Annotated in this window: 23 protein-coding genes and 2 pseudogenes; 14 read left to right on the forward strand and 11 right to left on the reverse strand. The window is 69.9% G+C overall.

Features of this window, described 5'->3' with window-relative positions:
* Nucleotides 1-5 precede the first annotated feature (5 nt).
* Nucleotides 6-1,001: a polyprenyl synthetase family protein gene (locus HEB94_RS17765; protein ID WP_192750928.1), complete on the forward strand. Its 996-nt coding sequence runs from the start codon at nucleotides 6-8 to the stop codon at nucleotides 999-1,001.
* A 6-nt stretch (nucleotides 1,002-1,007) separates the two neighbouring features.
* Here the strand turns inward: HEB94_RS17765 and HEB94_RS17770 are convergent, their stop codons facing one another.
* On the reverse strand, nucleotides 1,008-1,607 hold the full coding sequence (locus HEB94_RS17770) for a nucleotidyltransferase family protein (protein ID WP_192750929.1): 600 nt from the start codon (nucleotides 1,605-1,607) through the stop codon (nucleotides 1,008-1,010).
* Between the two features lie 323 nt (nucleotides 1,608-1,930).
* Between HEB94_RS17770 and HEB94_RS17775 the strand changes: the two genes are divergently transcribed.
* Nucleotides 1,931-3,175 (forward strand): acyl-CoA dehydrogenase family protein, encoded by a 1,245-nt coding sequence (locus HEB94_RS17775; protein ID WP_202896399.1) that lies wholly within the window; start codon nucleotides 1,931-1,933, stop codon nucleotides 3,173-3,175.
* A 69-nt stretch (nucleotides 3,176-3,244) separates the two neighbouring features.
* On the opposite strand, the gene HEB94_RS17780 is transcribed toward HEB94_RS17775, so the two are convergent.
* Nucleotides 3,245-5,248 (reverse strand): PhoX family protein, encoded by a 2,004-nt coding sequence (locus tag HEB94_RS17780; RefSeq protein WP_238361557.1) that lies wholly within the window; start codon nucleotides 5,246-5,248, stop codon nucleotides 3,245-3,247.
* A 347-nt stretch (nucleotides 5,249-5,595) separates the two neighbouring features.
* On the opposite strand from HEB94_RS17780, the gene HEB94_RS53575 reads away from it, so the two are divergent.
* On the forward strand, nucleotides 5,596-6,384 hold the full coding sequence (locus HEB94_RS53575) for a DUF4037 domain-containing protein (protein WP_192750931.1): 789 nt from the start codon (nucleotides 5,596-5,598) through the stop codon (nucleotides 6,382-6,384).
* A 60-nt stretch (nucleotides 6,385-6,444) separates the two neighbouring features.
* Here the strand turns inward: HEB94_RS53575 and HEB94_RS17790 are convergent, their stop codons facing one another.
* Nucleotides 6,445-6,810, reverse strand: a complete 366-nt coding sequence (locus HEB94_RS17790; RefSeq protein ID WP_192750932.1) for a DUF427 domain-containing protein — start codon at nucleotides 6,808-6,810, stop codon at nucleotides 6,445-6,447.
* A 311-nt stretch (nucleotides 6,811-7,121) separates the two neighbouring features.
* On the opposite strand from HEB94_RS17790, the gene HEB94_RS17795 reads away from it, so the two are divergent.
* A complete protein-coding gene (locus tag HEB94_RS17795) occupies nucleotides 7,122-7,388 on the forward strand; it encodes a hypothetical protein (RefSeq protein WP_192750933.1) in 267 nt (88 codons plus the stop codon).
* 14 nt (nucleotides 7,389-7,402) lie between these two features.
* Here HEB94_RS17795 and HEB94_RS17800 read toward each other — a convergent pair whose 3' ends face one another.
* Nucleotides 7,403-7,945 (reverse strand): MOSC domain-containing protein, encoded by a 543-nt coding sequence (locus HEB94_RS17800; protein ID WP_192750934.1) that lies wholly within the window; start codon nucleotides 7,943-7,945, stop codon nucleotides 7,403-7,405.
* A 96-nt stretch (nucleotides 7,946-8,041) separates the two neighbouring features.
* On the opposite strand from HEB94_RS17800, the gene HEB94_RS17805 reads away from it, so the two are divergent.
* Nucleotides 8,042-8,854: a hypothetical protein gene (locus HEB94_RS17805; protein ID WP_192750935.1), complete on the forward strand. Its 813-nt coding sequence runs from the start codon at nucleotides 8,042-8,044 to the stop codon at nucleotides 8,852-8,854.
* Here the strand turns inward: HEB94_RS17805 and rarD are convergent.
* Both rarD and HEB94_RS17815 read right to left on the reverse strand, forming a co-directional pair.
* Nucleotides 8,754-9,695: an EamA family transporter RarD gene (rarD, locus tag HEB94_RS17810; RefSeq protein ID WP_192750936.1), complete on the reverse strand. Its 942-nt coding sequence runs from the start codon at nucleotides 9,693-9,695 to the stop codon at nucleotides 8,754-8,756. The two genes, HEB94_RS17805 and rarD, sit on opposite strands and share 101 nt — an antisense overlap.
* Before the next feature lie 37 nt (nucleotides 9,696-9,732).
* Nucleotides 9,733-10,644 (reverse strand): NmrA/HSCARG family protein, encoded by a 912-nt coding sequence (locus HEB94_RS17815; RefSeq protein WP_192750937.1) that lies wholly within the window; start codon nucleotides 10,642-10,644, stop codon nucleotides 9,733-9,735.
* Nucleotides 10,645-10,741: 97 nt separating this feature from the next.
* On the opposite strand from HEB94_RS17815, the gene HEB94_RS17820 reads away from it, so the two are divergent.
* Nucleotides 10,742-11,365 carry a TetR/AcrR family transcriptional regulator gene (locus tag HEB94_RS17820; protein WP_337917767.1) on the forward strand — a complete coding sequence of 208 codons (624 nt, stop codon included), beginning with the start codon at nucleotides 10,742-10,744 and terminating at the stop codon, nucleotides 11,363-11,365.
* A 66-nt stretch (nucleotides 11,366-11,431) separates the two neighbouring features.
* Here the strand turns inward: HEB94_RS17820 and HEB94_RS17825 are convergent, their stop codons facing one another.
* Nucleotides 11,432-12,529, reverse strand: a complete 1,098-nt coding sequence (locus HEB94_RS17825; RefSeq protein WP_192750938.1) for a 2-oxoacid:ferredoxin oxidoreductase subunit beta — start codon at nucleotides 12,527-12,529, stop codon at nucleotides 11,432-11,434.
* Nucleotides 12,526-14,418, reverse strand: a complete 1,893-nt coding sequence (locus HEB94_RS17830; protein ID WP_192750939.1) for a 2-oxoacid:acceptor oxidoreductase subunit alpha — start codon at nucleotides 14,416-14,418, stop codon at nucleotides 12,526-12,528. The genes HEB94_RS17825 and HEB94_RS17830 overlap by 4 nt, the downstream gene beginning before the upstream one ends.
* A gap of 218 nt (nucleotides 14,419-14,636) precedes the next feature.
* Here HEB94_RS17830 and HEB94_RS17835 point away from each other — a divergent pair, with 218 nt between their 5' ends.
* On the forward strand, nucleotides 14,637-16,397 hold the full coding sequence (locus HEB94_RS17835) for an ABC transporter substrate-binding protein (protein ID WP_192750940.1): 1,761 nt from the start codon (nucleotides 14,637-14,639) through the stop codon (nucleotides 16,395-16,397).
* Between the two features lie 23 nt (nucleotides 16,398-16,420).
* Here the strand turns inward: HEB94_RS17835 and HEB94_RS17840 are convergent, their stop codons facing one another.
* Genes HEB94_RS17840 through HEB94_RS17850 form a run of 3 tightly spaced genes read right to left on the reverse strand, consistent with a single transcriptional unit; the run spans nucleotide 16,421 to nucleotide 19,126 of the window.
* Nucleotides 16,421-17,248, reverse strand: a complete 828-nt coding sequence (locus HEB94_RS17840) for an amino acid ABC transporter ATP-binding protein (protein WP_192750941.1) — start codon at nucleotides 17,246-17,248, stop codon at nucleotides 16,421-16,423.
* A complete protein-coding gene (locus HEB94_RS17845) occupies nucleotides 17,248-18,198 on the reverse strand; it encodes an amino acid ABC transporter permease (protein WP_337917768.1) in 951 nt (316 codons plus the stop codon). Before HEB94_RS17845 ends, HEB94_RS17840 begins: the two co-directional genes overlap by 1 nt.
* Nucleotides 18,199-18,202: 4 nt before the next feature.
* On the reverse strand, nucleotides 18,203-19,126 hold the full coding sequence (locus HEB94_RS17850; RefSeq protein WP_192750942.1) for an ABC transporter substrate-binding protein: 924 nt from the start codon (nucleotides 19,124-19,126) through the stop codon (nucleotides 18,203-18,205).
* A 318-nt stretch (nucleotides 19,127-19,444) separates the two neighbouring features.
* Between HEB94_RS17850 and HEB94_RS17855 the strand changes: the two genes are divergently transcribed.
* From HEB94_RS17855 to nuoK, 7 genes and pseudogenes are all read left to right on the forward strand, one after another.
* A complete protein-coding gene (locus HEB94_RS17855) occupies nucleotides 19,445-19,846 on the forward strand; it encodes an NADH-quinone oxidoreductase subunit A (protein WP_192750943.1) in 402 nt (133 codons plus the stop codon).
* Nucleotides 19,843-20,517, forward strand: coding sequence for an NADH-quinone oxidoreductase subunit B (locus HEB94_RS17860; RefSeq protein WP_337917769.1), 675 nt, complete (start codon nucleotides 19,843-19,845; stop codon nucleotides 20,515-20,517). Before HEB94_RS17855 ends, HEB94_RS17860 begins: the two co-directional genes overlap by 4 nt.
* Entirely contained in the window at nucleotides 20,514-21,431 is a 918-nt protein-coding gene (locus HEB94_RS17865; protein ID WP_192750944.1) for an NADH-quinone oxidoreductase subunit C, read from the forward strand. Before HEB94_RS17860 ends, HEB94_RS17865 begins: the two co-directional genes overlap by 4 nt.
* On the forward strand, nucleotides 21,424-22,383 hold the full coding sequence (gene nuoH, locus HEB94_RS17870) for an NADH-quinone oxidoreductase subunit NuoH (RefSeq protein WP_192750945.1): 960 nt from the start codon (nucleotides 21,424-21,426) through the stop codon (nucleotides 22,381-22,383). The genes HEB94_RS17865 and nuoH overlap by 8 nt, the downstream gene beginning before the upstream one ends.
* 231 nt (nucleotides 22,384-22,614) lie before the next feature.
* Nucleotides 22,615-22,806: pseudogene (locus tag HEB94_RS50715) on the forward strand (4Fe-4S binding protein); the annotation flags it as partial.
* Nucleotides 22,807-23,184: 378 nt separating this feature from the next.
* Nucleotides 23,185-23,928: an NADH-quinone oxidoreductase subunit J family protein gene (locus tag HEB94_RS17880; RefSeq protein ID WP_192750947.1), complete on the forward strand. Its 744-nt coding sequence runs from the start codon at nucleotides 23,185-23,187 to the stop codon at nucleotides 23,926-23,928.
* A pseudogene (gene nuoK, locus HEB94_RS50720) lies at nucleotides 23,928-24,215 on the forward strand (NADH-quinone oxidoreductase subunit NuoK); the annotation flags it as partial. The gene HEB94_RS17880 and the pseudogene nuoK, both read left to right, overlap by 1 nt.
* Between the last annotated feature and the right edge of the window lie 45 nt (nucleotides 24,216-24,260).

Raw genomic sequence — 24,260 nt, forward strand, 5'->3', positions numbered from 1 at the left:
CGCCGATGAGCATGGCGGGTCTTGCGTTGCCGTCGGTCGACCGCGACCTGGAAGAGCGGGTACGCCGGCGGCTGGCTGAGATCGAGGAGGAACTCGCCCGCGAGGTGGCGAGCGAGTTCGGCTTCGTCACCGAGGCCGCGCGGCACCTGATGGACGCGGGCGGCAAGAGGTTCCGGCCGCTGCTCGTCGTACTCGGCGCGGAGTTCGGGGACCCGGAGTCGACGGCGGTCGTGCCGGTCGCGGTCGTCCTCGAACTCACGCACCTGGCGACGCTGCACCACGACGACGTGATGGACGAGGCGGTGCTGCGCCGCGGCGCACCGAGCGCCAACGCGCGTTGGGACAACTCCGTCGCGATCCTCACCGGGGACTACCTGTTCGCGAAGGCGTCGGACCTGATGGTCGACCTCGGCCTGGACGCCGTACGCATCCAGGCCCAGACCTTCGGCCGGTTGGTCGAGGGGCAGATCCGGGAGACCCTCGGCCCGGCCGAGGGGGCGGACGGGCTCGACCACTACCTCGCGGTGCTCACCGACAAGACGGGGTCCCTGATCGCGACCTCGGCACGGCTCGGCGCCAAGCTCACCGGTGCGTCGGCCGCGATCGAGTCCGTCATGACGGACTTCGGCGAGAAGATCGGCATCGCGTTCCAGCTCTCCGACGACATCCTCGACCTCACCAGCGACTCGGCGCAGTCCGGAAAGACACCAGGCACCGACCTGCGGGAGGGCGTCCCCACCCTGCCGGTGCTGCTGGCCCAGCGCTCGACCGACCCGGCCGACGCCCGGCTGATCGAGCTCCTGTCCGCTCCGTTGACCGACGACGCCCGCCATCTCGAGGCGCTCGGGCTGTTGCGCGCACACCCGGCGATGGAGGAGGCCCGCGTGATCGTGCAGCAGTGGGCCGACGACGCACGGGCGAGTCTGGACCCGTTGCCCGACATCCCCGCCCGCAAGGCCCTCGCCGCCCTCTGCGACCTGGTGGTCTCGCGCACCGGCTGACCGTGGTCAGCCGGTGGGCTCGCCCCGCTCCTTCAGGCCGGCGAGGTCCTCAGGGGTGTCCAGGTCCTCCGGCGAACCCACGTCGTCGCAGGGCACCGGTGTGGTGAGCTCGGGGTGCGACCGTAGGTAGGCGCGCGCCCCGACGTCGCCGACCGCCAGCGCCGCGACGTCGGCCCAGGTGGAACGCGCGAGCAGCACGGGGTTGCGGGGCTTGCCCGCGTAGGTCGCGACAGCGGCGACCGCGCCCTGCTCGTACGCCGCGAGCAGTCGGCGTACGGTCCGCGCGGTCAGGAGCGGCTGGTCGACCAGCGTGACCACCACAGCTTCCGCGTCGGCCGGCAGGGAGTCGAGGCCGGCGCGCAGCGAGGAGCCCATGCCGCTGGGCCAGTCGGGATTGGGTACGACGGTGGCTCCGGTCAGGTCGGCGGTCGCGACCACCTCGTCCAGGCTCGCGCCGAGGACGACGTGGTTGGGGGAGCAGCCCCCTTCGGTCACCAACGCGAGGGCACGCTCGACGAGCAGACGTCCCTCGAACTCCACCAGTGCCTTCGGCCGTCCCATGCGTCGACCGGCGCCGGCGGCGAGCAGCAGACCCGCGACGCTCATGGGGCCGCCGGCCTGCTGATGTTGTCTCGCACGCCTCACACCGTAGTCGGCCCGCCGGGCCATGGAGGAGCCCGGCCGTTCCCCCTGCCGGAGGAAGTGGGGTTGGTCCTGACGGGGGAGGCCGCGAGCCAGGCCTCTTGGAAGACTCGTGATCAGCTCAGCAGCCGCGTCAAGGACAAGTCGGGGTCCGTTCGAGGCCTCGTTCCTATGGTCATCCGGTGGCATACGCCCAACTGCGAGTGGCTGTGTCGATGCCCAGCCACGAGGAGCCGGCGTCTTGTCATCGACAGCGATTCCGCAGGAAAGCCAAGGGGGACCGGAAGATGTCCGCGTCGGACTATTTCCATCATGAAGGCCACCGCCAACTCCGACAGGTCGTAGCAGAGTTCGCCGAGCACGAAGTGCGCCCTCACGTCGCCCGCATGGAAGAGGAACGCACGATCGAGTACAAGTTGCCCCGCACGATCGCCGAGCAGGGCTGGATCGGTGTGACGATTCCGCGGGTCTACGGCGGAATGGGGATGGGACACCTCGCCAAGACCATCATCATCGAGGAGTTGTCCAGGGTCAGCGCGGCCATGGGCGCGATGGTCCAGGCATCACAACTCGGCGTCGCGAAGGTGATCCACTTCGGGTCGGCGCAACAGAAACGCCACTGGCTTCCACGCTTCGCCTCCGGTGAGTCGTTGCCCACGATCGCCGTCACCGATCCCGTTTCAGGCGGCCACGTCCTGGGCATGGCCGGAACCGCACGACGTGACGACAACGGCGACTACATCCTCAACGGCCGCAAGTGGTTCGTCGGAAACTCCCACATCGGTGACGTGCACGGAGTCGTCCTGCGCACCGGAGAGGGCTCACGTGGCCTGTCGGCGTTCCTGGTCGAGTCCGACCGTCCCGGCTTTCATCTCGGAGACGCCGGCACCTACGGCGGCCTGCACGGGTTCAGTTTCGGCGAACTCCTCTTCGAGGACTGCCGGGTCCCCGCCGCCAATCTGCTCGGTGAGGAAGGCCAGGGCCTCGACGTGGCCTACTCCTCCAGCGTTTTGTACGGGCGCCCCAACCTCACCGCCGTAGCCCTGGGCATCCACCAGGCCGTCGTCCAGGACACCGTTCGCTTCTGCAAGAACCGTGTCCTCTACGGCAAACCCATGACAGACATGCCCACCATCAACCTCAAGCTCGGCGAAATGCAGTCCCGACTGATGACGGCCCAACTCACCGCCTACCACGCGGCCCACCAACTCGACACCGGTCAACCCTGCGACGCCGAACTCATGAACGCCAAGCTCGTCAACACCGAATACGCCCTCGAATCCGCCCGCGACGCCATGCACATCCTCGCCGGACGCGGACTGCAGATCTCCCACTCGATCGAACGCTACCTCCGCGACACCCTGCACCTGTTTCCCCAGCCGGCACCTCCGACATCCAACGCCTACGACTCGGCAAGGTCGCCTCCGGCAGCTACGGCCGACAGTGGTCGACACGCCTCAACCACCAACGCACGGCCTGACAACCGCCCCACCCGACCGCGGCCCACCTGCCCCAATGAACGTGAAGCCTGACGGGCACGGCCCGTCAGGCTTCACGATCGAGATCATGATCACCCGAAGGTGGTCATGGGGTGGGGACCGTCAGTCCTTCCAGACGCAGGCGACCGCGGGCCGCGGCTGGTCGCCGAAGGGCCAGTGCGACTTCGGGGTCTCCGGAGTCCCACCGTCGAGCTCACCCGGGTGCTGGACCGCGACGAAGACTGTGCGCTGGTCCTCACTCACCAGCGGACCGCAGGTCTCCGCGCCGATCGGCACCGTCAGGAACTGCTTGACGTGGCCACGCTCCGGCCCGCGGGTCGCCGTGGCGAACAGGCCGTCGTTGGAGCCGAGCGCGTTTCCGTCGGTGGAGATCCAGAGGTTCCCGCTGCCGTCGAAGGCCACGTTGTCCGGGCAGGAGATCGGGCTGACCTTGGACTTGTCGTACCCACCGAAGTAGGTGCTCGGGTCCTCGGGGTCGCCGCAGACGAGGAAGAGCCGCCACGTGAACGTCCGGGCTGCCGCGTCCTGGTGTTCCTCGTCGAACTCCACGATGTGACCGTGCTTGTTGGTCGCCCGCGGGTTGGCCTCGTCGACCTGGGCGGCGGTCCGGCTGTCGTTGTTGGTGCAGGCCATGTAGACAGACCCGGTCACCGGGTTGCGCTCGACGTCCTCGGGCCGGTCCATCTTGGTCGGGCCCATCTTGTCGGCGGCGAGCCGGGTGTTGATGAGGACCTCCGCGACCGACATGCCGGGAACGAAGGACTCCTTGTCGGTGCAGAGCTTGATCCACTCGCCCGTGCCGTCGTACTGGCCGTCGTCGCTGCCGTCACCGGTGAACTTCGCGACGTACAGCGTGCCGTGGTCCAGCAGGTCCATGTTGTGCCGGTGGGCCGCGGCGGAGTTGCCCTTGCGCTGACGGTCGGTGGAGACGAACTTGTAGAGGTAGTCGAACTTCTCGTCGTCACCGAGGTAGACGACCGCGCGTCCGTCCTTGGCGATCGTGACCGTCGCGCCCTCGTGCTTGAACCGGCCGAGCATGGTGCGCTTGCGGGGCACGGCGTCGGGGTCGTGCGGGTCGATCTCGACGACCCAGCCGAACCGGTTGGCCTCGTTCGGGTGCTTCGCGAGGTCGAACCGCTCGTCTACCCGGCTCCAGAACTTCCCGGAGTTCGCCGCGATCGGCAGGCCGTAGCGCTTGAAGGCGTCGACGTAGGCGGGGTCGACCGGTGCGGAGGCCTCGAAGTACTGGTTGATGTTCTCCTCGCCGTGCAGCGTCGTACCCCACGGGGTGACGCCACCGGAGCAGTTGTTGAGCGTGCCGAGGACGCGCCGGCCCGAGGGGTCCGCCTTGGTCTTCAGCAGGGCGTGCCCGGCGGCCGGTCCGGTGACGAGGAACGGCGTGGTGGCGGTGAAGCGGCGGTTGAAGGGGCGACGGCCCGACCGCGCGAGCCGCCAGCGTCCGGTCCGCCCGACCCGCTCGATCTCCACCACGGACATGCCGTGGGCGGCCATCGCGATCCTGAGCTGCTCGATCGGGGCGCCGGCGCCGTCCTTCCAGCCGCGGAACATCAGGATCTCGTCGGTGTACTCATGGTTGATGACCATGAGCGCGCGCTCCGAGCCGCGCGGGCCACGTCCCAGCGGGAGCACCATGAGGTAGTCGTTGTTGTAGCCGAACTGCTTGGACTGCGCGTGGGCGGTCTGCCGCTCGAAGTCGAACCTCGGGGCGTCGGGCGTCACCGGGTCGCCCCACGCGGCCACGACGGCCTGGTGGTAGCCCTTCGGGACGGAGAGTTGGTCCAGCTTGTTCGGCGCGACGGGAGTGAAGTCGAGCGAGTCGACCCCACCGTGGTGCCCGCGACCATGGGACGGCTTGGAGGGGCCGTGCGCCGTCGGGAGCTTCGGCATGCCGGCCATCGACGACGCGGCCGCCGGGGTCGGGGCCAGGGCGGCGCCCGCGCTCAGCAGGAGTGCGCCGGCCGCACTGCCCTTGATGACGGAACGACGTGACAGCGCTGCCGTCACGACGTCACCGAAGTACTCGTTGTCGGTCGGGTTCGGCACCGGGTGGTCGCAGGCGCTCCCGCAGCGGAAAGTGCAGGTCATCCGGCTTCGCGTGCCGTGGCGCGGAAGGAGGGGCAGAAGGCGATTCATCGTCGGAGCGCTCCATGTCCACACGGAAGGTCAGAAAGGTCGGGGCAGCACTGGCTGTGACGCTAGGTGGCCAGTGCGGCCGGACCGCGACCCAAATCTGAACGGATGGTGACGGCAGTGGAGCCGCTCAGCATCGCCAAGCCGTCGGATCACTAAAAGAAACCTGGGAGAACCCGATCCGTGATGGCAGCGGCCTGTCGGAGCGTGACGGGCGTCGGGACCGGCGTCCAGCCCGAAACGCCCCACGCCGCCCGACCCCGGGGGCTGCGCTTCCCCCTCACGATGAGGAAGATACGACCGTGGACTCTGCGCTCGAGATCGCGACCCGCATCGCCAGTGCCTACCGGCGCATCGACGGGCTCGCCTTCGCGTACGGGCAGGGCCCGGTGGTCGCGGGGTTCACCCACGACTCCGACCTGGACATCATCGTCGTCTGGGACGGCACCGCTCCGCCGAAGAACCGTTCCGTCGCCATCAAGGCGCTGCACAACGGACCGGGCAAGCCGATCCAGTACGACTACCCGAGCTTCGCCCTCGACCGGTTCTGGGTGAACGGAACGCAGGTCGAGATCTCCCACAAGACCTTCGACACGTTCCAGGGTTGGGTCCGCGACATCCGGTCCGGTTGGGGCTGGGAGGACACCGACACCTCGATGGCGTTGTACTCCGTCGCCGGCTTCGCCTACGGGCGGGTGTTCGCCGACGACGGTCGCGCCGTCGCCGCGCGGACGGATCTGACGTCCTTCCCGCGGCTGCTGATCGAGCGGTCCCAGACCGTTCTCGCCGCCGAGTTGTCGTCGTACGGCCGCGACCTCGACGGGTGCGCCCGGCGTGGGGACGGGCTGCTCTTCCACGAGATCCTCGGCAAGGTGCTGCGGCACGCCCTGGTCGCGTGGTTCTCCGCCGAACACCGCTACTGCCCGCACCCCAAGTGGCTGCAGCACTGGATCGCGAGGTTCGGGATGGATCCGGGTATCGCCGGCCTGGAGCGGTCGCTGTGGGTGCCGGTCAACCTGGCCCGTCGGCGGGAGATCTTCCTCACCATGGCCGAGCGCATCCTGGCGCTCGGCCGGGACGAGAACGGCTGACCCCAGGGCTTGGTCACTCGCGGGGCGCCGTCGCCCGCGGGATGTGGTCGTGGGTGGTGGTCAGCCGCGGTCGGCGTCGACCACGGTGTCCACGGCGTCCTCGTAGAACGACAGGTGGTCCCGGATCCCGACGACCTCGGGCAGCGGGTCAGGGTAGGCCCAGGCGACGTCGCGCCCGGCGCCGTCCCCGCTCCGGAAGGTCCAGTAGGACGCGACTCCCTTGTACGGGCAGGTGGTGTGGGACTCCGTGGGGGCGAGCAGGTCGAAGTTGACGTCCTGCGCGGGAATGTAGAAACGATCGGCGAGCCCGGTCTCGGACACGATCAGCGGGTGCCGGGTCTCCGCGACAACCTGGCCGGACCGCACGATCCGGACATGCTGGGTGCCGGGTTCGGCGTCCACTCGGTGCTGTTCGGACGTGGTCATGAGGATCTCCTCGCTGCCGGTGGCGGTGACAGTTCTTCAACCTACGTCGGCGCCGGAGTATGCCGCGGCCGGCCGCCGGACCGGAAGATCGACGTCGTTCCGTCACGAATGACAGGTTGGCCGAGGCCGCTAACGGGGTACTACGAAACTGCCGCCCGGGCCGAAGGTCCATTTCCGTCCATGCCAGCCAGCTCGACCTCGGCCCGGGTGGCCTCGCCGTCGACGCGGCTCAGGTCGAGGCGAGCGAGCGGTGCCGGCCGACCCGCGTTCGGAGTCGGCGCCCGGTGCTTTGGACAGGTAGGAGGTGTGGAGTGAACGGCTCGGACCTGGGACTGCTGTTCCTCGCTGTGGCGGCCCTGGTGGCGATCTACCTGGGGTCGTGCCTCGTCCACCCCTACCAGGACTGCCCCAGCTGCAAAGGGACGTCCAAACACCGAGGCTCGGTGATGGGCGGGCTCCGTCTGTGCCAGCGCTGCAACGGCACCGGGCGGATCCGCAGGGCCGGGTCGATCCTGCTCGGACGCGGCAACCGAACCGTGCGTGGCAACCGAATCCCTCCCCGCACCCCCCGACGGTGAGCCTGCGGCCTGGCTCAGACGGGTTCGAGTGGGCGGTACGGCGGATCGGGAAGCTCGACCTCGATCGGGTCACCCGTACGGATCTCGCCGTCGGCCAGCACGATGCCCATGACGCCGGCCTTGCGGACGACCGAACCGTCCTCGGCGCGCCCGAGCACCTTGTTGAGCAGGCCCGACTGGAAGCCGTTGATCTGTTGGCAGGGGTTACGCAGTCCGGTCACCTTCACCTTCGCCGTCCCGCCGAACGTGAGCACGGCACCTGTCGGCAGCCCGAGCAGGTCGATGCCCTCGGTCGTGACGTTCTCCCCGAGCTCACCCGGCGCGACCTCGTAACCGGCGTCGCGTAGGTCCGCGTGCAGCTCACTGTGGATCAGGTGCACCTGCCGGAGGTTGGGCTGGCTCGGATCGCGCGCCACCCGGGACCGGTGTTTGACGGTGGTGCCCAGGTGCGCGTCGCCCTCGACGCCGAGGCCGGTGAGGAGCCGGATGGTCTCCTGGTTGGGCTTGCTGAAGCTGTGCGTCCCGCTTCGACTCACTGCCACGACCCGTGCCGCCATCGGAGGCCGCTCCCTTCACCCGTGGCCCCGGTCGGCGCCGATCTCGTCCCGATATGGGAGGTGCGCTCGCCCGGGGCGGACCGTCAGGATACCTGCGTGGACACCACGCCCCGGGTCGCTCGCCAGGTCATCCCCGCCTACCGCGAGCTCGGCGGGCTGGTGTTCGGTTACCGCCAGGCCGACATGCTCACCGGAGACGGCACCGCCCGCGTCGACCTCGTCCTGGTCTGGGATCGCGCGGAGCTACCGGCGGCGACCGCCCGTCCGTGGTCGGTCCTGGCGGGCGGCGAGGGTACGCCGGTCAGCATCCACCGGCCCGGTCTGGTCCTCGACCGGTTCGACCTCGGCGGTGTCCGGGTGGACGTCACCCACCGGCGCCGGAGCGTCTTCGAGGGCTGGCTTCGCGACGTACGGTCCGGACGTGGATGGGAGGGTGCGGCGACCCCGATGCCGCTGCACGCCGTCGCGGGCTTCGCCTACGGCGTACTCCTCGAGGACCCCGAGGGTGCCGGCGCCGCCTACCGCGGCTGCCTCGCGACGTTCCCGCCGGCGTTGGTGGAGCGGTCGCGGGAGGTGCTGGCGGCGGAGGTCGCGGCCCACGACGCACACCTCGAACGCTGCGCGCGTCAGGGTGACGGCTGGCTCTTCCACGAGCTGCTCAGCCCGGTCCTGCGGCATGCGCTGGTGGCGTGGTTCGCGGCCGAGCATCGGTACTGTCCACACCCGCGGTCGCTGCACCAGTGGGTGGCCCGCTTCGCGATGAACCCGTCGATCGCGGCCCTCGAACGCGGCATGTGGGCACCGCCCGTCAGTCTGGCTCGGCGACGGGAACTGTTCTTGACGATGGTGGAACGGATTCTCGCGTTCCCGCCGCCCGCCGCCGGTGCTGACGTACGCCGTCCCAGGTGAAGACGATCAGCGCGAGCCACACGAACCCGAACCCGAGTAGTCGGTGTGCCGGCATGGGTTCGTGGAGGGCGAGGACGCCGAGCAGGAACTGCAGCGTGGGCGAGAGGTACTGCAGGATGCCGAGCATCGTCAGGGACACCCGACGCGCCGCTCCCGCGAACAGCAGCAGCGGGATGGCGGTCACCACGCCGGCCCCGGCGATCAGGACGACCTGGAGCGGGCCGTGATGCCCGAACGCCGCGGTGCCGCTGAACTGCAGCCACACCAGGTAGCCGAGGGCGAGCGGGGTCGCCACCGACGTCTCCACCATCAGTCCCTCGACCGGTGCGACGCCCGCCTTCTTCTTGCAGAACGCGTACGCCGTGAAGGTGACCGCGAGGGTGAGCGCCACCCACGGCGGTCGCCCGTGGTCGACGGTGAGGATGACGACCGCGACGGTCGCGATCCCCACCGCGAACCACTGGACGCGGTTGAGGCGTTCGCCGAGCAGGAGGACGCCGACCAGCACCGTCACCAACGGGTTGATGTAGTACCCGAGAGCGGTCTCCACGACCTGGCCGTGGTTGACGGCCCAGATGTAGGTGCCCCAGTTGACGGTGATGATGAGGCCGGCGGCGGCGACGTAGGCGAGGCTGACCGGCCGTTGCCGGAGGCGGGACCACCATCCCGGTCGGGGCCGTGCCCGCAGGACGGCCGCGGCGAAGACGAGGGACCACACGATCCGGTGCGCGAGGATCTCCAGGGCGCCGGCGGGTTGGAGCAGTGGCCAGTAGAGCGGAAAGAGTCCCCAGGCCGCGTAGGCGGAGGCGCCGAAGATCAGTCCCCGGCGCTGCTCTTCCACGGGACGTAGCGTACGGATCAGATGATGATCAGACGAATCAGGGGTGCGCTGCTCGCGCGGCCTCGATCTTCGCCGCGCCCGTCACCTTCAACCAGGTGGCGAAGTCCAGTAGGCCCGGATGCAGCGTCCGCAGCGCCGCGATGTCGGGGACGCCGGCCGCGCCGGAGTTCAGGTACTCATAGGACCGGGCGAAGTTCGCTCCCCGCGCGCGTATGACGTCCATGGGAACCCGCACGTAACGCGTCGGCCGGCCGGTCGCCAGGGTGACGGCGGCGGCGATCTCGGGTGGGGTGAGGGCGTCGCCGGCGAGTTCGAGTGCCCGCCCGCGGAAGCGGTCCGGGTCGGCGAAGGCGAGGGCCGCGACCGCGCCGATGTCGTCGAGTGCGATCAGAGCCTGCCGTACGTCCGGGGCGATGGCGGTCGCCAACGTACCGTCGTGCACTCCCTGTCCGGGGACCGTCGTCGTGTAGTTCTCCATGAACGACGAGGAACGCAGGATGGTCGCGGACAGGCCCGACCCGCGCAGGTGCTCCTCGATCGCCCACTTGTTGTCGGAGTTGCGGAGGCCGACCCGCTGCTGGGCGCCGAAGCCGGACGCGTAGACGACATGACCGACGCCGCTCGCGCCGGCCGCGTCGACGACGTTCGTTCCCCACCGGATCTCCGTCTGCCAGTCGAAGTCGGCCGGCAGCCCGGGCAGACCCGGAGTGGGCTGGACGCTGAAGACACCGAACACGCCCCGCATGGCGGCTTCGAGCGAGCCGCGGTCGTTCATGTCGCCCGCGACGACCGTGGCGCCCGCCCGCGCGAGTGCCTGCGCGGCTGGACTGTCGACCGTCCGGGTCAGGGCGCGCACCGGCCAACCGTCGGCGAGCAGACGGGCGGCGGTCGCGCCACCCTGCTGGCCGGTGGCGCCGGTCACGAGGATGGGCTGGTCTTTCGAAGTCATGTACACCTCACGGGCCTAGAATCGGAACGATGAACCCGGTTAGACAATACGGAACGACCGCCCCGGTTAGCAACCAGGGGTGGGAGGAGGTCGTGCGGTGAAAGGTCCCAGTCGCCAGGTCGAACACAAGCGCGGCAGCACCACGTTGCGGGCCGACGCACGGCGGAACCGGGCAAGCGTCCTGGCGGCGGCCGAGGAGGCCTTCGCCGCCGAGGGACTCGCGGTGCCTCTCGACGAGATCGCCCGTCGCGCCGGAGTCGGTGCCGGGACGGTGTATCGCCACTTCCCGACCAAGGAGGCGCTCTTCGAGACTGTGGTGAGCGAGCGTCTCGCGCAGCTGGGCGAGGACGCGAAGGGCTACGCGGAGGCCGACGACCCCGGTGCGGCCTTCTTCGCCCTCTTCGCGGAGGTCGTCGAGCGGGCGAGGTTGAACAGGGCGCTCTGCGAGGCGCTCGAGGCCAGCACGGGCGTGGGCTTCACAGGTGGCTCACGTGCCCGCCGGGAGTTCCAGGACGTGTTCGGGGAGCTGCTCGGGCGGGCACAACGTGCCGGCGCAGTTCGCCGCGACGTCGACATCGAGACGGTGCAGGCGCTGCTCCGGGGCTGCGTGAGCATGGAGGCGCAGCGGCAGCGGCAGGGGAGTGCTGGGCAGGTCGTCGCGATCGTGTGCGACGGACTCCGTCCGGACCGGGCGACGTCCCGGTCCGGACCACAGTCCTAACCCCGCCTTCGGCGTTGTCCTGTCGGCGACGACGACAACGCCGCCAGCGTGGATGCCGAACGCCGCTCAGGGGCCGACGGTCCAGGTGTCTGCGCCTCGGAGTAGCTGGTCGAGGTGGCTGTGCCCGATCTCGGTTCCGCTGTCGGTGCTGGTGCCGTGCTCGTCGCGGGCCAACTCGAGCTGTTCGCGGACGAGGTCGTCGTACGCCGGCCGCTGCACCGACCGGAAGATCCCGATCGGCGTGTGCGCGAGTGAGCCTGGATCCGACAGTCGCGACAACGCGAACGCGAGGGCCGGGTCGTCGGCGTGGGCGTCGTGGACGAGTACCTGTTCGAGCCCGACCTCGGCGACGGGTGCGACCCGAAGGCCGCCGGTTGCCGGATCGCGGGTGACCCCGAGTTCGCCGTCGGCGCCGAAGCGGATCGGCTGGCCGTGCTCGAGCCGGATCAGCGCGTCGTCGCGGGTGTCCTTGTCCTTGAGCAGGTCGAAGGCGCCGTCGTTGTAGATGTTGCAGTTCTGGTAGATCTCCACCAGCGACGTGCCGCGGTGCGCGACGGCCTCCCGCAGCACCGAGGTGAGGTGCTTGCGGTCGGTGTCGAGGGTCCGCCCGACGAACGTCGCCTCGGCGCCGAGGGCGAGGGACACCGGGTTGAAGGGCGCGTCGACCGAGCCGAGCGGCGTCGACTTGGTGATCTTGCCGCGCTCGGAGGTGGGGGAGTACTGCCCCTTGGTGAGGCCGTAGATCCGGTTGTTGAACAGCAGGATGTTGAGGTTGACGTTGCGGCGGAGCGCGTGGATCAGGTGGTTGCCACCGATCGAGAGGCCGTCGCCGTCACCCGTGATGACCCACACGGACAGGTCGGGCCGGGACGTCGCGAGCCCGGTCGCGATCGCCGGGGCGCGCCCGTGGATGCCGTGGATGCCGTAGGTGTCGAGGTAGTAGGGGAACCGGCTGGAGCAGCCGATCCCGGAGACGAAGACGATGTTCTCCCGCTTGACCCCGAGGTCGGGCAGGAAGCCCTGCACCGCGGCGAGGATGGCGTAGTCGCCGCAGCCCGGGCACCAGCGCACCTCCTGGTCGGAGGTGAACTCCTTGCGGTTCTGTGGCACGTCACTGGTGGGTACGCCGCGCAGGCCGGGGACCGGCAGGTCGGTCGTTGTCATCGGGTGGACACCTCCGTCGGCTCCGGGTCGAGCGTGTCCGCAAGCTCGGTGATCGCGCCGGTGAGCTCGGCCGCGCTGAACGGCAGGCCGCGCACCCGGTTGTAGCTCACCACGTCGACGAGGTAGTGGGCCCGCAACAGCAGGGAGAGCTGGCCGAGGTTCATCTCGGGGACGAGCACCCGGTCGTAGTGGCGCAGGACGTCACCGAGGTCGGGCGGGAAGGGGTTCAGGTGCCGCAGGTGTGCCTGGGCGACCGGGATCCCGTGCTCGCGGACCGCTCGGCAGGCGGCGCCGATCGGGCCGTACGTCGAGCCCCAGCCCAGCACCAGGATGCGGGCGTCGGACGTCGGGTCGTCGACCTCGAGCGGCGCGATGGAGCGGGCGACCGCGTCGACCTTGGCCTGGCGGGTGCGGACCATGAACTCGTGGTTGGCCGAGTCGTAGGAGATGTTGCCGTGGCCGTCGGCCTTCTCCAGTCCACCGATCCGGTGCTCCAGGCCGGGCGTGCCGGGCACTGCCCAGGGTCGTGCCAGGGTTTCGGGATCACGCTTGTAGGGCCAGAAGACGTGCTGTCCGTCCTCGGTCTCGTGGTTGGGCTCGGTCGCGAAGTCGGCCCGGATCACCGGGAGTTCGGCGACCTGCGGGACGCGCCAGGGCTCCGAGCCGTTGGCGAGGTATCCGTCGGAGAGCAGGATCACCGGGGTGCGGTAGGTCACCGCGATGCGGACGGCCTCGATGGCGGTGTCGAAGCAGTCGGCCGGGGACTGCGCCGCCACGATCGGCACGGGCGCCTCGCCGTTACGGCCGAACATGGACTGGAGCAGGTCGGCCTGCTCGGTCTTGGTCGGCATTCCGGTCGAGGGGCCGGCCCGCTGGATGTCGCAGATCACCAGCGGAAGCTCCAGCGCCACGCCGAGCCCGATCGTCTCGGACTTGAGGGCCATGCCGGGACCGGACGTGGTGGTGACGCCGAGCGAGCCGCCGAAGGACGCGCCGAGGGCGGCGGTGACGCCGGCGATCTCGTCCTCGGCCTGGAAGGTCGTCACGTCGAACTTCTTGTGCTTGCTCAGCTCGTGCAGGACGTCGCTCGCCGGAGTGATCGGGTAGGAGCCGAGGAACATCGGCAGGCTCGCCCGCTGGGCGCCCGCGATCAGTCCGTAGGCGAGCGCGAGGTTTCCGGAGATGTTGCGGTAGAGGCCGGCCTTCATCTCCGCCGGGCTGACCTGGTAGGAGACCGCGAATGCCTCCGCGGTCTCGCCGAAGTTCCAGCCTGCCCGGAATGCCGCGATATTGGCATCCCGGATCGCGGGATTACGGCCGAACTTGGCCTGCAGGAACGACAGCGTGGAGTCGGTCGGCCGGTTGTAGAGCCAGGAAACCAGGCCGAGGGCGTACATGTTCTTCGCCCGCGAGGCGTCCTTACGGGACAGCCCGAACTCCTTGACCGCCTCCGTCGTCATGCTGGTGAGGTTGAAGGAGTGCGTCTGGTAGGCCTCGAGCGAACCGTCCTCCAGCGGGTTGGCGTCATAGCCGACCTTCGCGAGGTTGCGGGTCGTGAACTCGTCGGCGTCCACGATCAGCGTGGCGCCGCGGGGGAGTTCGGGCAGGTTCGCCTTGAGGGCCGCGGGGTTCATGGCCACCAGGACGTCAGGAGCGTCGCCCGGGGTCAGGATGTCGTGGTCCGCGAAGTGGATCTGGAACGACGAGACCCCAGGCAGGGTCCCGGCTGGCGCCCGGATCTCCGCGGGGAAGTTGGGTAACGTCGACAGGTCGTTTCCGAATGAAGCGGTTTCCTGAGTGAATCGGTCACCGGCCAGTTGCATCCCGTCACCGGAGTCTCCGGCAAAGCGGATGATGACACGGTCGACCTGCAGGACCTGTTTGGTCACTGGGTGAACGACCTCCTCGACGCCGCGCAGGAATCTACCCGCCGTCCTGGGCGGCGCATTCCCATATGGTCCTTCTATGCTACGTGCGACCCGTGGTGCGACGTGGGGGCGACCGCACTGTGGAACGCCATTGCAGCATGCTTGTCGACTGTAACTCTCGGTGTTCCGGCCGGGCGAGCGGATCGGCAAGTCCTGGCCCCGACAGGGAGGACCCATCGATGCGACGTCCGACGAGGACGGCGTTCGCGGTCGTGGTGACTGCCATGGCCCTGAGCGCATGCAGTTCGCTGCCGCTTCCAGGACGGTCGGGAGACGATGGTGATTCCCCCGAACCTCGACGCTCGTCGACGGCCTACAGCGAAGCACAGGACGCGCAGGCCAAGGCGCCCGCACCCCCGGTGTCGGGAGCGCAGAACGGCGGGACGCTGCACGTTCTGTCCGACAGTACGCCGCACACGTTCGACCCCACGCAGGTCTACCACCTGGACACGCTGGCGATCATGCGGATGGTCACCCGTGGGCTCACGCAGACGCGCTACGACGACGGAAAGCCGGTGCTCGTCCCCGACATGGCGACCGACCTCGGCCGGCCCAACGCCGACTTCACGCGCTGGGAGTTCACCCTCCGGGACGGCCTGAAGTACGAGGACGGCTCGCCGGTGAAGGCCGCCGACGTGGCGTACGCGATCAAGCGCCAACTCGCCCAGGACACGCTGTCCGGCGGCCCGACGTACGGTCTCGACTACTACCTCGGCGGCAACACCTACAAGGGCCCCTACAAGAGCGGTGACGACTTCGAGGGCGTCGAGGCGCCCGATGACAAGACGGTCATCATCAAGATGCGCAAGTCGTTCCCGTCGATGCGTTATTACACGACGCTGCCGACGTTCGGCGCTATTCCGGAGGCCAAGGACACCCGCGACAAGTACGGTCTGCACCCGCTCGCGACCGGGCCCTACAAGTTCGAGAGCTACCAGCCCGGAAAGCAACTCGTGCTGGTCAAGAACCCGCAGTGGGATCCCGCCACCGACCCGGGCCGGCACCAGTACGTCGACCGGATGGTCTTCGACTTCGGGCTCGAACTCAACGACGTGCAGCAACGCATCATCGCCGACAAGGGAGCCGACCAGGCGGCGGTGAGCTACTCCGACATCCTCGCGACGAACTACGACGCGATTCACGGGACGCCGGCGGAGAAGCGGCTGGTGGTCGGTCCCAGCCCCTGCATCTCCTACATGTGGATGGACACCCGCAAGGTCCCCCTCCAGGTCCGCCGGGCGGTCGCGAAGGCGTGGCCGCTGGCCTCGGAGAACAAGGCGTCGGGGTCCGTGCCCGGGTTGACCTGGCAACCGGCGACCACGATCATGCCGTCGGCCACGCCGGGCTGGCTGGAGGCCGACGCGATCGGCAACAAGGGCGAGGGCAACGGCGACCCGGTGGCGGCCAGGAAGCTGCTGACGGAGGCCGGCCAGCTCGGCTTCGAGTTGTCGTTCTACTACTCGGCGGACGACGAGATCGACACCAAGATCGCGAACGTCCGCAAGAATGCGCTTACCAAGGCCGGCTTCACGGTCAAGACCATGCCGGCGCCGGGTGCGCTCTCGCGCGAACTGTCCGACGACTCGATCCGCCCGGCCAACCTGCGTGAGGCCAGCTGGTGCATGGACTGGGCCAACGGCGACTCGGTGCTGCCGGCCATCCTCGACGGCAAGAAGGCGAACCTTCCGGGCGCTCCGGTCCCGTCGTTCCTGAACGTCAAGACCGTCAACGACGAGATCGAGCGGATCAGCTCGCTGCCAGCCGACAAGGCCCTGGGTGAGTGGGGCCAGCTCGACAAGATGATCATGGACGACTACCTGCCCGTCGTCCCGCTCGGCGAGGGTGGCACCACCCTGCTGCACGGCTCCAAGGTGGGCAACGTGATCGTCGACTCGGTGGGCGGGATGCCCGACTACGGCCAGATCTACGTGCAGAAGTAACGGCGTTCGACCCGGCGCCCACCTCAGGACGTGGCGGCGCCCGGGTCGTCCACCAGTCGGCGCAGGAACTGCCGGGTGCGCGGCTCGACCGGGTCGTCGAGGACCTGCTCGGGTGGGCCCTGTTCGAGGATGACCCCTCGGTCCAGGAAGCACACCCGGTCGGCGACCCGGCGGGCGAAGCCCATCTCGTGGGTGGCGATCACCATCGTCATGCCGTCCTGCTTCAGGTCGCCGACGAGGGCCAGCACCTCGCCGACGAGCTCGGGGTCGAGGGCGGAGGTCACCTCGTCGAACAGCATCAGCCGCGGCGAGTTGATCAGCGCGCGGACGATCGCGGCCCGCTGCTGCTGACCGCCGGAGAGCCGGTCGGGGTACTCGCGCGCCTTGTCGGCGAGCCCGACCCGGGTGAGCAGTTCCATCGCGGCCTGCTCCGCCTCGCCGCGGGCGCGGCGGTGGACCCGGCGCGGTGCCAAGGTCACGTTGTCGAGGACGCTCAGATGCGGGAACAGGTTGAACGACTGGAAGACCAGGCCGATGCGCTGCCGGTGGCGGTCCGCGTCGGCGCGTGGGTCGGTGATCTCCTCCCCGTCGAGGCGGATCGTTCCGTCGCTCACCTGCTCCAGCAGGTTGACGCAGCGGAGCAAGGTCGACTTGCCGGAGCCGGACGCACCGATCAGGACGACGACCTCGTGCTCGGCGACGTCGAGGTCGATGCCGCGCAGCACCGGAGTGCCGGGCCGGCGACCGAAGGTCTTCCAGACGTCGCGGCACTCCAGCACGTGGGTGGTGCTCGGCCCGGCCGAGGCGGCCGGGGTCGACCTCGAGGCGGACTCTCGCGGCGTCGTGGGCATCAGGCCGACCCTTCCGCGGACTGGCGCCGCGCCGCTCGCAGCGTCACCCAGTCGGTGACCGCGACCAGGGGGATGGCGAGGGCGACGAACAACGCGCCGGCGACGACGTACGGCGTGAAGTTGTAGGTGGTGCCGACCGAGATCTCGGCGGCCCGGACGGCGTCGATGGGACCCGCGAGGGAGATGAGGCCGACGTCCTTCTGCATCGCCACCAGGTCGTTGAGCAGCGGCGGGCTGACCCGGCGGACCGCCTGCGGCAGCACCACGAACCGCATCGTCTGCCGGTAGCTCAGGCCGAGTGACCGGGCGGCCGCGCGTTGGCTTGGATGCACCGACTCGATCCCGGCGCGGAACACCTCGGCGAGGTAGGCGCTGTAGGTGAGCACGATCGCCGCCGCGCCGAGGACGACGACGCCCGGCGTCCCCTGGAGCCGCAGGCCCGGAACGCCGAGCGCCATGAGGTAGATGACGATGATCAGGGGTACGCCGCGGAAGGCGTAGGTGTAGCTCGTCGACAGCGCCCGGACCGGGAAGAAGACCGGCCCACGCAGCGTGCGCAGGAAGGCGATCACGAGGCCGAGCAGCAAGGCTCCAGCCGCGCAGGCGAGGAGCAGCCGGATGTTGAGCCAGAGTCCGGACAGGATGGTCGGCAGGGAGTCGCGGGCCACCTGCGGGTCGAGGAACGACTCCCGGACGCGGTCCCAGCCGGGTGCGCCGGTGAGCGCGACGTAGGCGAGGACCCCGAGGACACCGGTCGAGATCGCCGCGACCAGCACGGACCGGATGGTCTGCCGACGGCGGAAGCGTTCGCGTTCGACCTGCAGCGCGCTCGGGGTGTGGGCGGGTGACAGGCCCGACGCCAGCCGGTCGGCCGGCGATTCCGCGGGCGATGCGGTGGACTCGCCGGACGGCCGCTGGGCGGACTGGTGGGAGGGCTCGCGGGAGGACACGGCGTCAGCGCAGGACAGGCGCGTCGGCGACGTCCGCGAGCCAGGTGTCGGCCAGCTTGTCGAGCGTTCCGTCGGCACGGAGCGCGTCGACGGCCTGGGTGACACAGCCGGTGACCGGAGAGCCCTTGTCGAGCACCAGGCCGAACTGCTCCGGCGTACCCGACCGCTGCTCGATCTGGCCGACGATCGTGGCGTTTTCCAACTGCGCACCGGTCATGTAGAACGCTGTCGGCAGGTCCACGACGAGGCCGTCGATGGCGCCGTTGGCGAGTGACTGGCGGGCGTTGTCGTTGTTGGGGTAGACCCGCGGCTGTTTGGTCGGCCGCACGACGTCGGTGATGACGTTGTAGCTGGTGGTGTTGACCTGGGCGCCGAGTTGGGCGTCCTCGAGGTCCGCGACCGACGTCGCGTTCGCGATCTTCGACGACTTCAACGCGACGACGGCCTGGGTCGCGTCGTAGTAGGAGGAGCTGAAGTCGACGGCCTTCCTGCGCTCGTCGGTGATGGTGAACTCGTTGATGTCGAAGTCGAAGTCCTTCGGCCCGGGCTGGATGGCGTTGTTGAACCGCACCCGGGTCCAGGTCACCTCGGCGGCGCTGAACCCCAGCTTCTTGGCGACGGCGTAGGCGACGGCGGACTCGAACCCCTTGCCACTCGACGGGTCGTCGTCGGCGAACCACGGCTCGTAGGCCGGCTGGTCGGTGGCGATGGTGAGGGTGCCGGCGGTGTGCAGGTCGAGGCTGTCCTTCGCGCAGGTCGCGCCGGTCCCTGACGCGCTCGCGCCCGGGGAGGTCGCGGCCGGCTCGCCGCCGCTGTCGGTGGAACTCTTCTCCGGAGCACACGCGGTCAGCGCTGTGGCGAGACCCGTGAGGGCGACGAGGGCGGTCAGGGCGGCGATCCGACGATCCGATCTGGTGCGAGGGCGCATGACGCTGACTCCGGGGGTCGGTACTCGATGTGTGACGGCGGCGGAGCTGCGGCCGACCTCGTCCGGCCGGCCCGACCGAACGAGTATGACGGAGGGCCCGGACAGCGAGCCTCGTGAAGGTCGGTCGCCGGACTCGTGGCGCTTCGACGGCGATCCGGGACGGCGCGCTGGGCTCCCAGCGGCGATGGCCGCGGGTCGCGATGTGCTCGCCTTCGGTAGCGGCGGACGAGGACGACGGTGGGAACGGGCCGACCCAGGCCCTAGACTCGCGGAACTGGTGGAAGGAGCTGCTCGCCGAACGACGGAAGGAGCGCAGGCGTGGGCGCGGAGGGCGTGGTGTTGGCCGACAACGCGGGCTACTACGCGACCTATACGACCGTTCTGCTGGTCGTCCTGGCCGGTGCCGCCTTCGCCGCCGTCGCGTTCGGGGCCAACCGGATGTTGCGGCCAACTCGCCCGACCCGGGAGAAGCTTCTCACCTACGAGTCCGGCGTCGATCCGGTCGGGGAGGGCTGGGCGCAGGCGCACGTCCGCTACTACGTCTTCGCCTACCTCTACGTCGTGTTCGCCGTCGACGCCATCTATCTCTTTCCGTGGGCGACGGTGTTCGCCCTCCCGGGCTTCGGCTGGGCCACGCTGGTGGAGATGTTCGTCTTCATCGGGTTCATCGCGGTCGGTCTGCTCTACGCGTGGCGCAAGGGGGTGTTGGTGTGGACGTGACGTCCACAGGTGGCGACTCGGACGGCGGCTCCGCCGGTCCGGTCGACCTGCCGCTGCCCACGGTCGGTCCGTCGACGGGTGAGCTGGGCGCGGTCTCCCGGCTGGCGCCCGAGCCGCTGAAGTTCGTCCTCAACTGGGGCCGGCGCTGGTCGCTGTGGGTCTTCAACTTCGGCCTGGCCTGCTGCGCCATCGAGTTCATCGCGTCGTCGATGTCGCGCCACGACTTCATCCGGCTGGGTGTCATTCCGTTCGCGCCGGGTCCGCGGCAGGCCGACCTGATGGTCGTCTCCGGCACCGTCACCGACAAGATGGCGCCGGCCATCCGGCGACTCTACGAGCAGATGCCGGAGCCGAAGTACGTCATCTCCTTCGGTTCCTGCTCCAACTCCGGCGGACCGTACTGGGACTCCTACTGCGTCACCAAGGGCGTCGACCAGATCGTCCCGGTCGACGTCTACGTGCCGGGGTGCCCGCCGCGCCCGGAGGCGCTGCTGCAGGGGATCGTGCGGCTGCAGGAGAAGATCGCGGCCGAGTCGCTGCCCGACCGCTACACCGGCGGACCCGCGGCCGGCTCGCCCGCGTCGCCGGGCGGCGAGCCTCGGACCCGCGGCCGCTGGCGTGGTGCCGCGTCCCTGTTGCGTCGTCCGCTGCGGCCGGAGGATCGCGGATGAGCTGGCCCGCGGAGGTGCGCGCCGGCCTGGCGTCCGCGTTGGACGCCGAGGTCGGCCTGGACGAGGGGTTCGGGCCGCCCACGCTCGACGTCCCTCCCGACCGTTGGGTCGACGCGCTCACCGCCCTGCGGGACGTCGCCGGCTGCACGTACTTCGACTGGTTGTCGGCCGTCGACGAACTCGACCAGGGCTTCTCGGTGGTGTGCCACGTCGCCGCGCTGCGTGGTCCACGAGCGGCCGAGCCTCCCGCTGATGGTGCGTACGGTGACGCGTCGATCGGTGCGGCGGCGAACGGTGACACGTCGATCGGTGCGGCGGCGAACGGCGGGCTCGCGCACCTGCTGCTCCGTACCCGGATCCCTCGCGACGCCGCGCGGCTGCCCACGGCGGTCGGTGTGTACGCCGGGGCCGCCTGGCACGAGCGGGAGACCCACGAGATGTTCGACATCGACTTCGTGGGGCATCCGAACCTCGTGCCGCTGCTGCTGCCGGATGAGTTCGAGGGGCACCCGCTCCGTAAGGAGTTCGTGCTCGCCGCACGGGTGGCCAAGCCCTGGCCGGGCGCGAAGGAACCCGGCGAGTCCGACCACGAGGCCTCCCGCGCCCCGAGTCGACGTCGGGTGGCGCCACCCGGCGTGCCCTCCCCGGACGCCTGGGGACCCCGTCCGCCCGGATCTCCCGCACCCGACCCGATGGAGGCCGCGGCGCCCGCGCGGCCTGCCCGGCGGGCCGACCGTGGTGGCAGGGCGGCCGGACGAGCGGCCGGCGCACGAGGGACCGAGCGCCCGGCGCGTGCCCCGCGCCCAGACCGAACCGCGTCGGAGGCCGCGCCGGAAGGGAACACACCGGCTCCACCGCCGGACGATTCTTCCGCGGGAGAGACCCACTCGGACGGGAGCGGCGGCGATGCCTGAGGCTCTCGAGGTCGTACTCCGTGTGGTGTGCGTGTTCGTGGCGTTCCTCGTGCTGCCGCTCCTGGTGGGCCAGACCGAGCACAAGGTGATGGCCCACATGCAGGGCCGCCTCGGCCCGATGTACGCCGGCGGCTTCCACGGGTGGGCTCAGCTGGTCGCCGACGGCGTGAAGTTCGCGCAGAAGGAGGACGTCGTCCCGGCCAGGGCCGACCGGACGGTGTTCCAGCTGGCGCCGGTCCTGGCGCTGCTGCCGTACCTCGTCGCCCTGGTGGCGATCCCGCTCGCACCCGGCCTGGTCGGCGTCGACCTGGAGACCGGGCTCTTCTTCGTGCTCGCCGTGATGGGCATCGGCGTGCTCGGCTCGCTGATGGCCGGGTGGGCCAGTGCCAACAAGTACAGCCTGCTGGGCGCCTTCCGCTCGGCCGGCCAGCTGCTGGCCTACGAACTTCCGTTCGTCCTCGCGGCGGCGAGCGTCGCGATGGCGGCCGGAACGCTGTCGCTGTCCGGGATCGTCGCGGCCTGGCAGCCGTGGTGGCTGCTGTGGCAGCTGCCCGGCCTCTTCGTGTTCTTCGTGGCCGGGCTCGCCGAGCTCGCCCGACCGCCGTTCGACATGCCGGTCGCCGACGCGGAGATCATCTTCGGTCCCTACACCGAGTACACCGGGATCCGCTTCGCGTTGTTCCTGCTCGCGGAGTACGCCGGGATCGTCGTGCTGGCGGCACTGACGACCGTGCTCTTCCTGGGCGGCTGGCAGGGGCCGTTCAGCGATTCACTCGGCTGGTTGTGGACGCTGCTGAAGGTCTTCCTGGTGGCGTTCGTGGTGATCTGGGTGCGGGTGGCCTACCCGCGGCTGCGGGCCGACCAGCTGCAGCGGCTGGGCTGGCAGCTTCTGGTGCCCCTCGCCCTGCTGCAACTCGCCCTGACCGGTGTCGTCACGGTGGCCATGTCATGAGGCGTGGACCTGTCGTGAGGCGTGGACCTGAGGTGAAGGGTGGCTGTTCGTGAAGGAGGTGCGGAAACAGTGACCGAACTCCCGGGCAAAGGACTCGCGCGCGGACTCAAGGTGACGTTCGACAACCTCACCCGGCGCGCGGTGACCCAGCAGTATCCCGACGTCAAACCGGACCTGCCGGCGCGTTCTCGCGGAGTGATCGCGCTCTTCGAGGAGAACTGCACCGTCTGCATGCTCTGCGCGCGTGAGTGTCCGTGCTGGTGCATCTACATCGACTCCCACAAGGAGACGGCGCCACCGACCGAGCCGGGTGCGCGCGAACGCAGCCACAACATGCTCGACCGGTTCGCGATCGACTATTCGCTGTGCATGTACTGCGGGATCTGCATCGAGGTGTGCCCCTTCGACGCGTTGTTCTGGTCGCCGGAGTTCGAGTACGCCGCCACCGACATCGCCGAGCTCACCCACGAGAAGGACGAACTCCGCGAGTGGATGTGGACCGTGCCCGTGCCACCGCCCGTCGACCCCGGTGCTGACGCGCCGAAGGAGTTGGGCGTCGCGGAACGGGCGGCGGACAAGGCGGCGGACAGGGGAGCGGACCGGGCAGGGGGCGTGTCGGGGACCGACCGGCCGACCCGCCGGCCGGGTGCACCGGCATCCGAGCCGCCGCCTCCCGTGGATCCTGACTGACCCGACGTCCACCGCAGTGTCCCGTGGCCGTACCGGCGTGTCCGCCGCACCGGTGTGGGCCGCCGTGGAAGAAATCGACCGAGAGACCGACACCCGGGAGGGAGGCCACGCATGATCGTCGTCGACGTCCTGTTCTGCCTGCTCGGAGCGGTCGCGGTCGGCTCCGCCCTGCTGGTCGTGACCACCCGCCGGATCGTGCACGCCGCGCTCTGGCTCGTCGTCACCCTGGGCTCGCTGGCCGGGTGCTACCTCCTCCTGACGGCGGAGTTCGTGGCGTGGGTGCAGATCCTGATCTACCTCGGAGCGGTCGTCGTACTCCTGCTCTTCGCGCTCATGCTCACCAAGGCGCCGACCGGGCCGATGCCGGGCCTCACCGCCGGCAACGCCTGGGTGGCCGGGATGGTCGCCATCGCGGTCGCCGTGGTGCTCGTCGTCACGGTGGTCGCCGGGTTCGCCGGCCAGGTGATCCCCCTGGACCAGGTGGAGATCGGCGGCGCCCGGGCGACCGGCGACGCGCTCTTCTCGACCTGGGTGCTGCCGTTCGAGGTGCTGTCGGTGCTGCTCCTCGCCGCCCTCGTGGGCGCGATCGCGTTGTCGAGGCGGGACGGCGACGACCGGGCCCGCCGCGGCCGAGGGCGGACCCGAGACGCGTCGGGAGGTACGGCCTCCGCGGGCACGACGTCCACCGGCACGGGGTCCGCGGGCACGGGCTCGACATCCGCGGCGTCCGCGGGGACGGCGGAGTCCGCGGTCTCGGGGCGGACGTCGGTCAGCGCGCCGACGGGTACGGCCAGGTCGGGCGAACCCGACGGGGACGGCGAGACACCTCCGGCCGACCTGGAGAGGAGTACCTGATGCCGCTCCTGTTCCCGCTCGTCGTCGCGGCCCTGCTGTTCGCCATCGGCGTCTACGGCGTCCTCGCCCGCCGCAACGCCGTCCTCGTCCTGATGGGCGTGGAGCTGATGCTGAACGCCGTCAACCTCAACCTCGTCGCCTTCGACGCCTGGCATCGGGACGCACTCCACAGCGGCCAGGTCCTCACCCTCTTCACCATCACGATCGCCGCGGCGGAGATCGGGCTGGGGCTCGCGATCGTCCTGCTGTTGTTCCGGTCCAGACGCCAGATCGACGTGGACGCCGTACGCGATCTCGCCGACCGGGACGCCGCCGACCGTGAGCCGGCTGAC

This window comes from Actinopolymorpha pittospori (genome assembly GCF_014873875.1).
In the GTDB taxonomy this organism is placed as follows: Bacteria; Actinomycetota; Actinomycetes; order Propionibacteriales; family Actinopolymorphaceae; genus Actinopolymorpha; species Actinopolymorpha pittospori.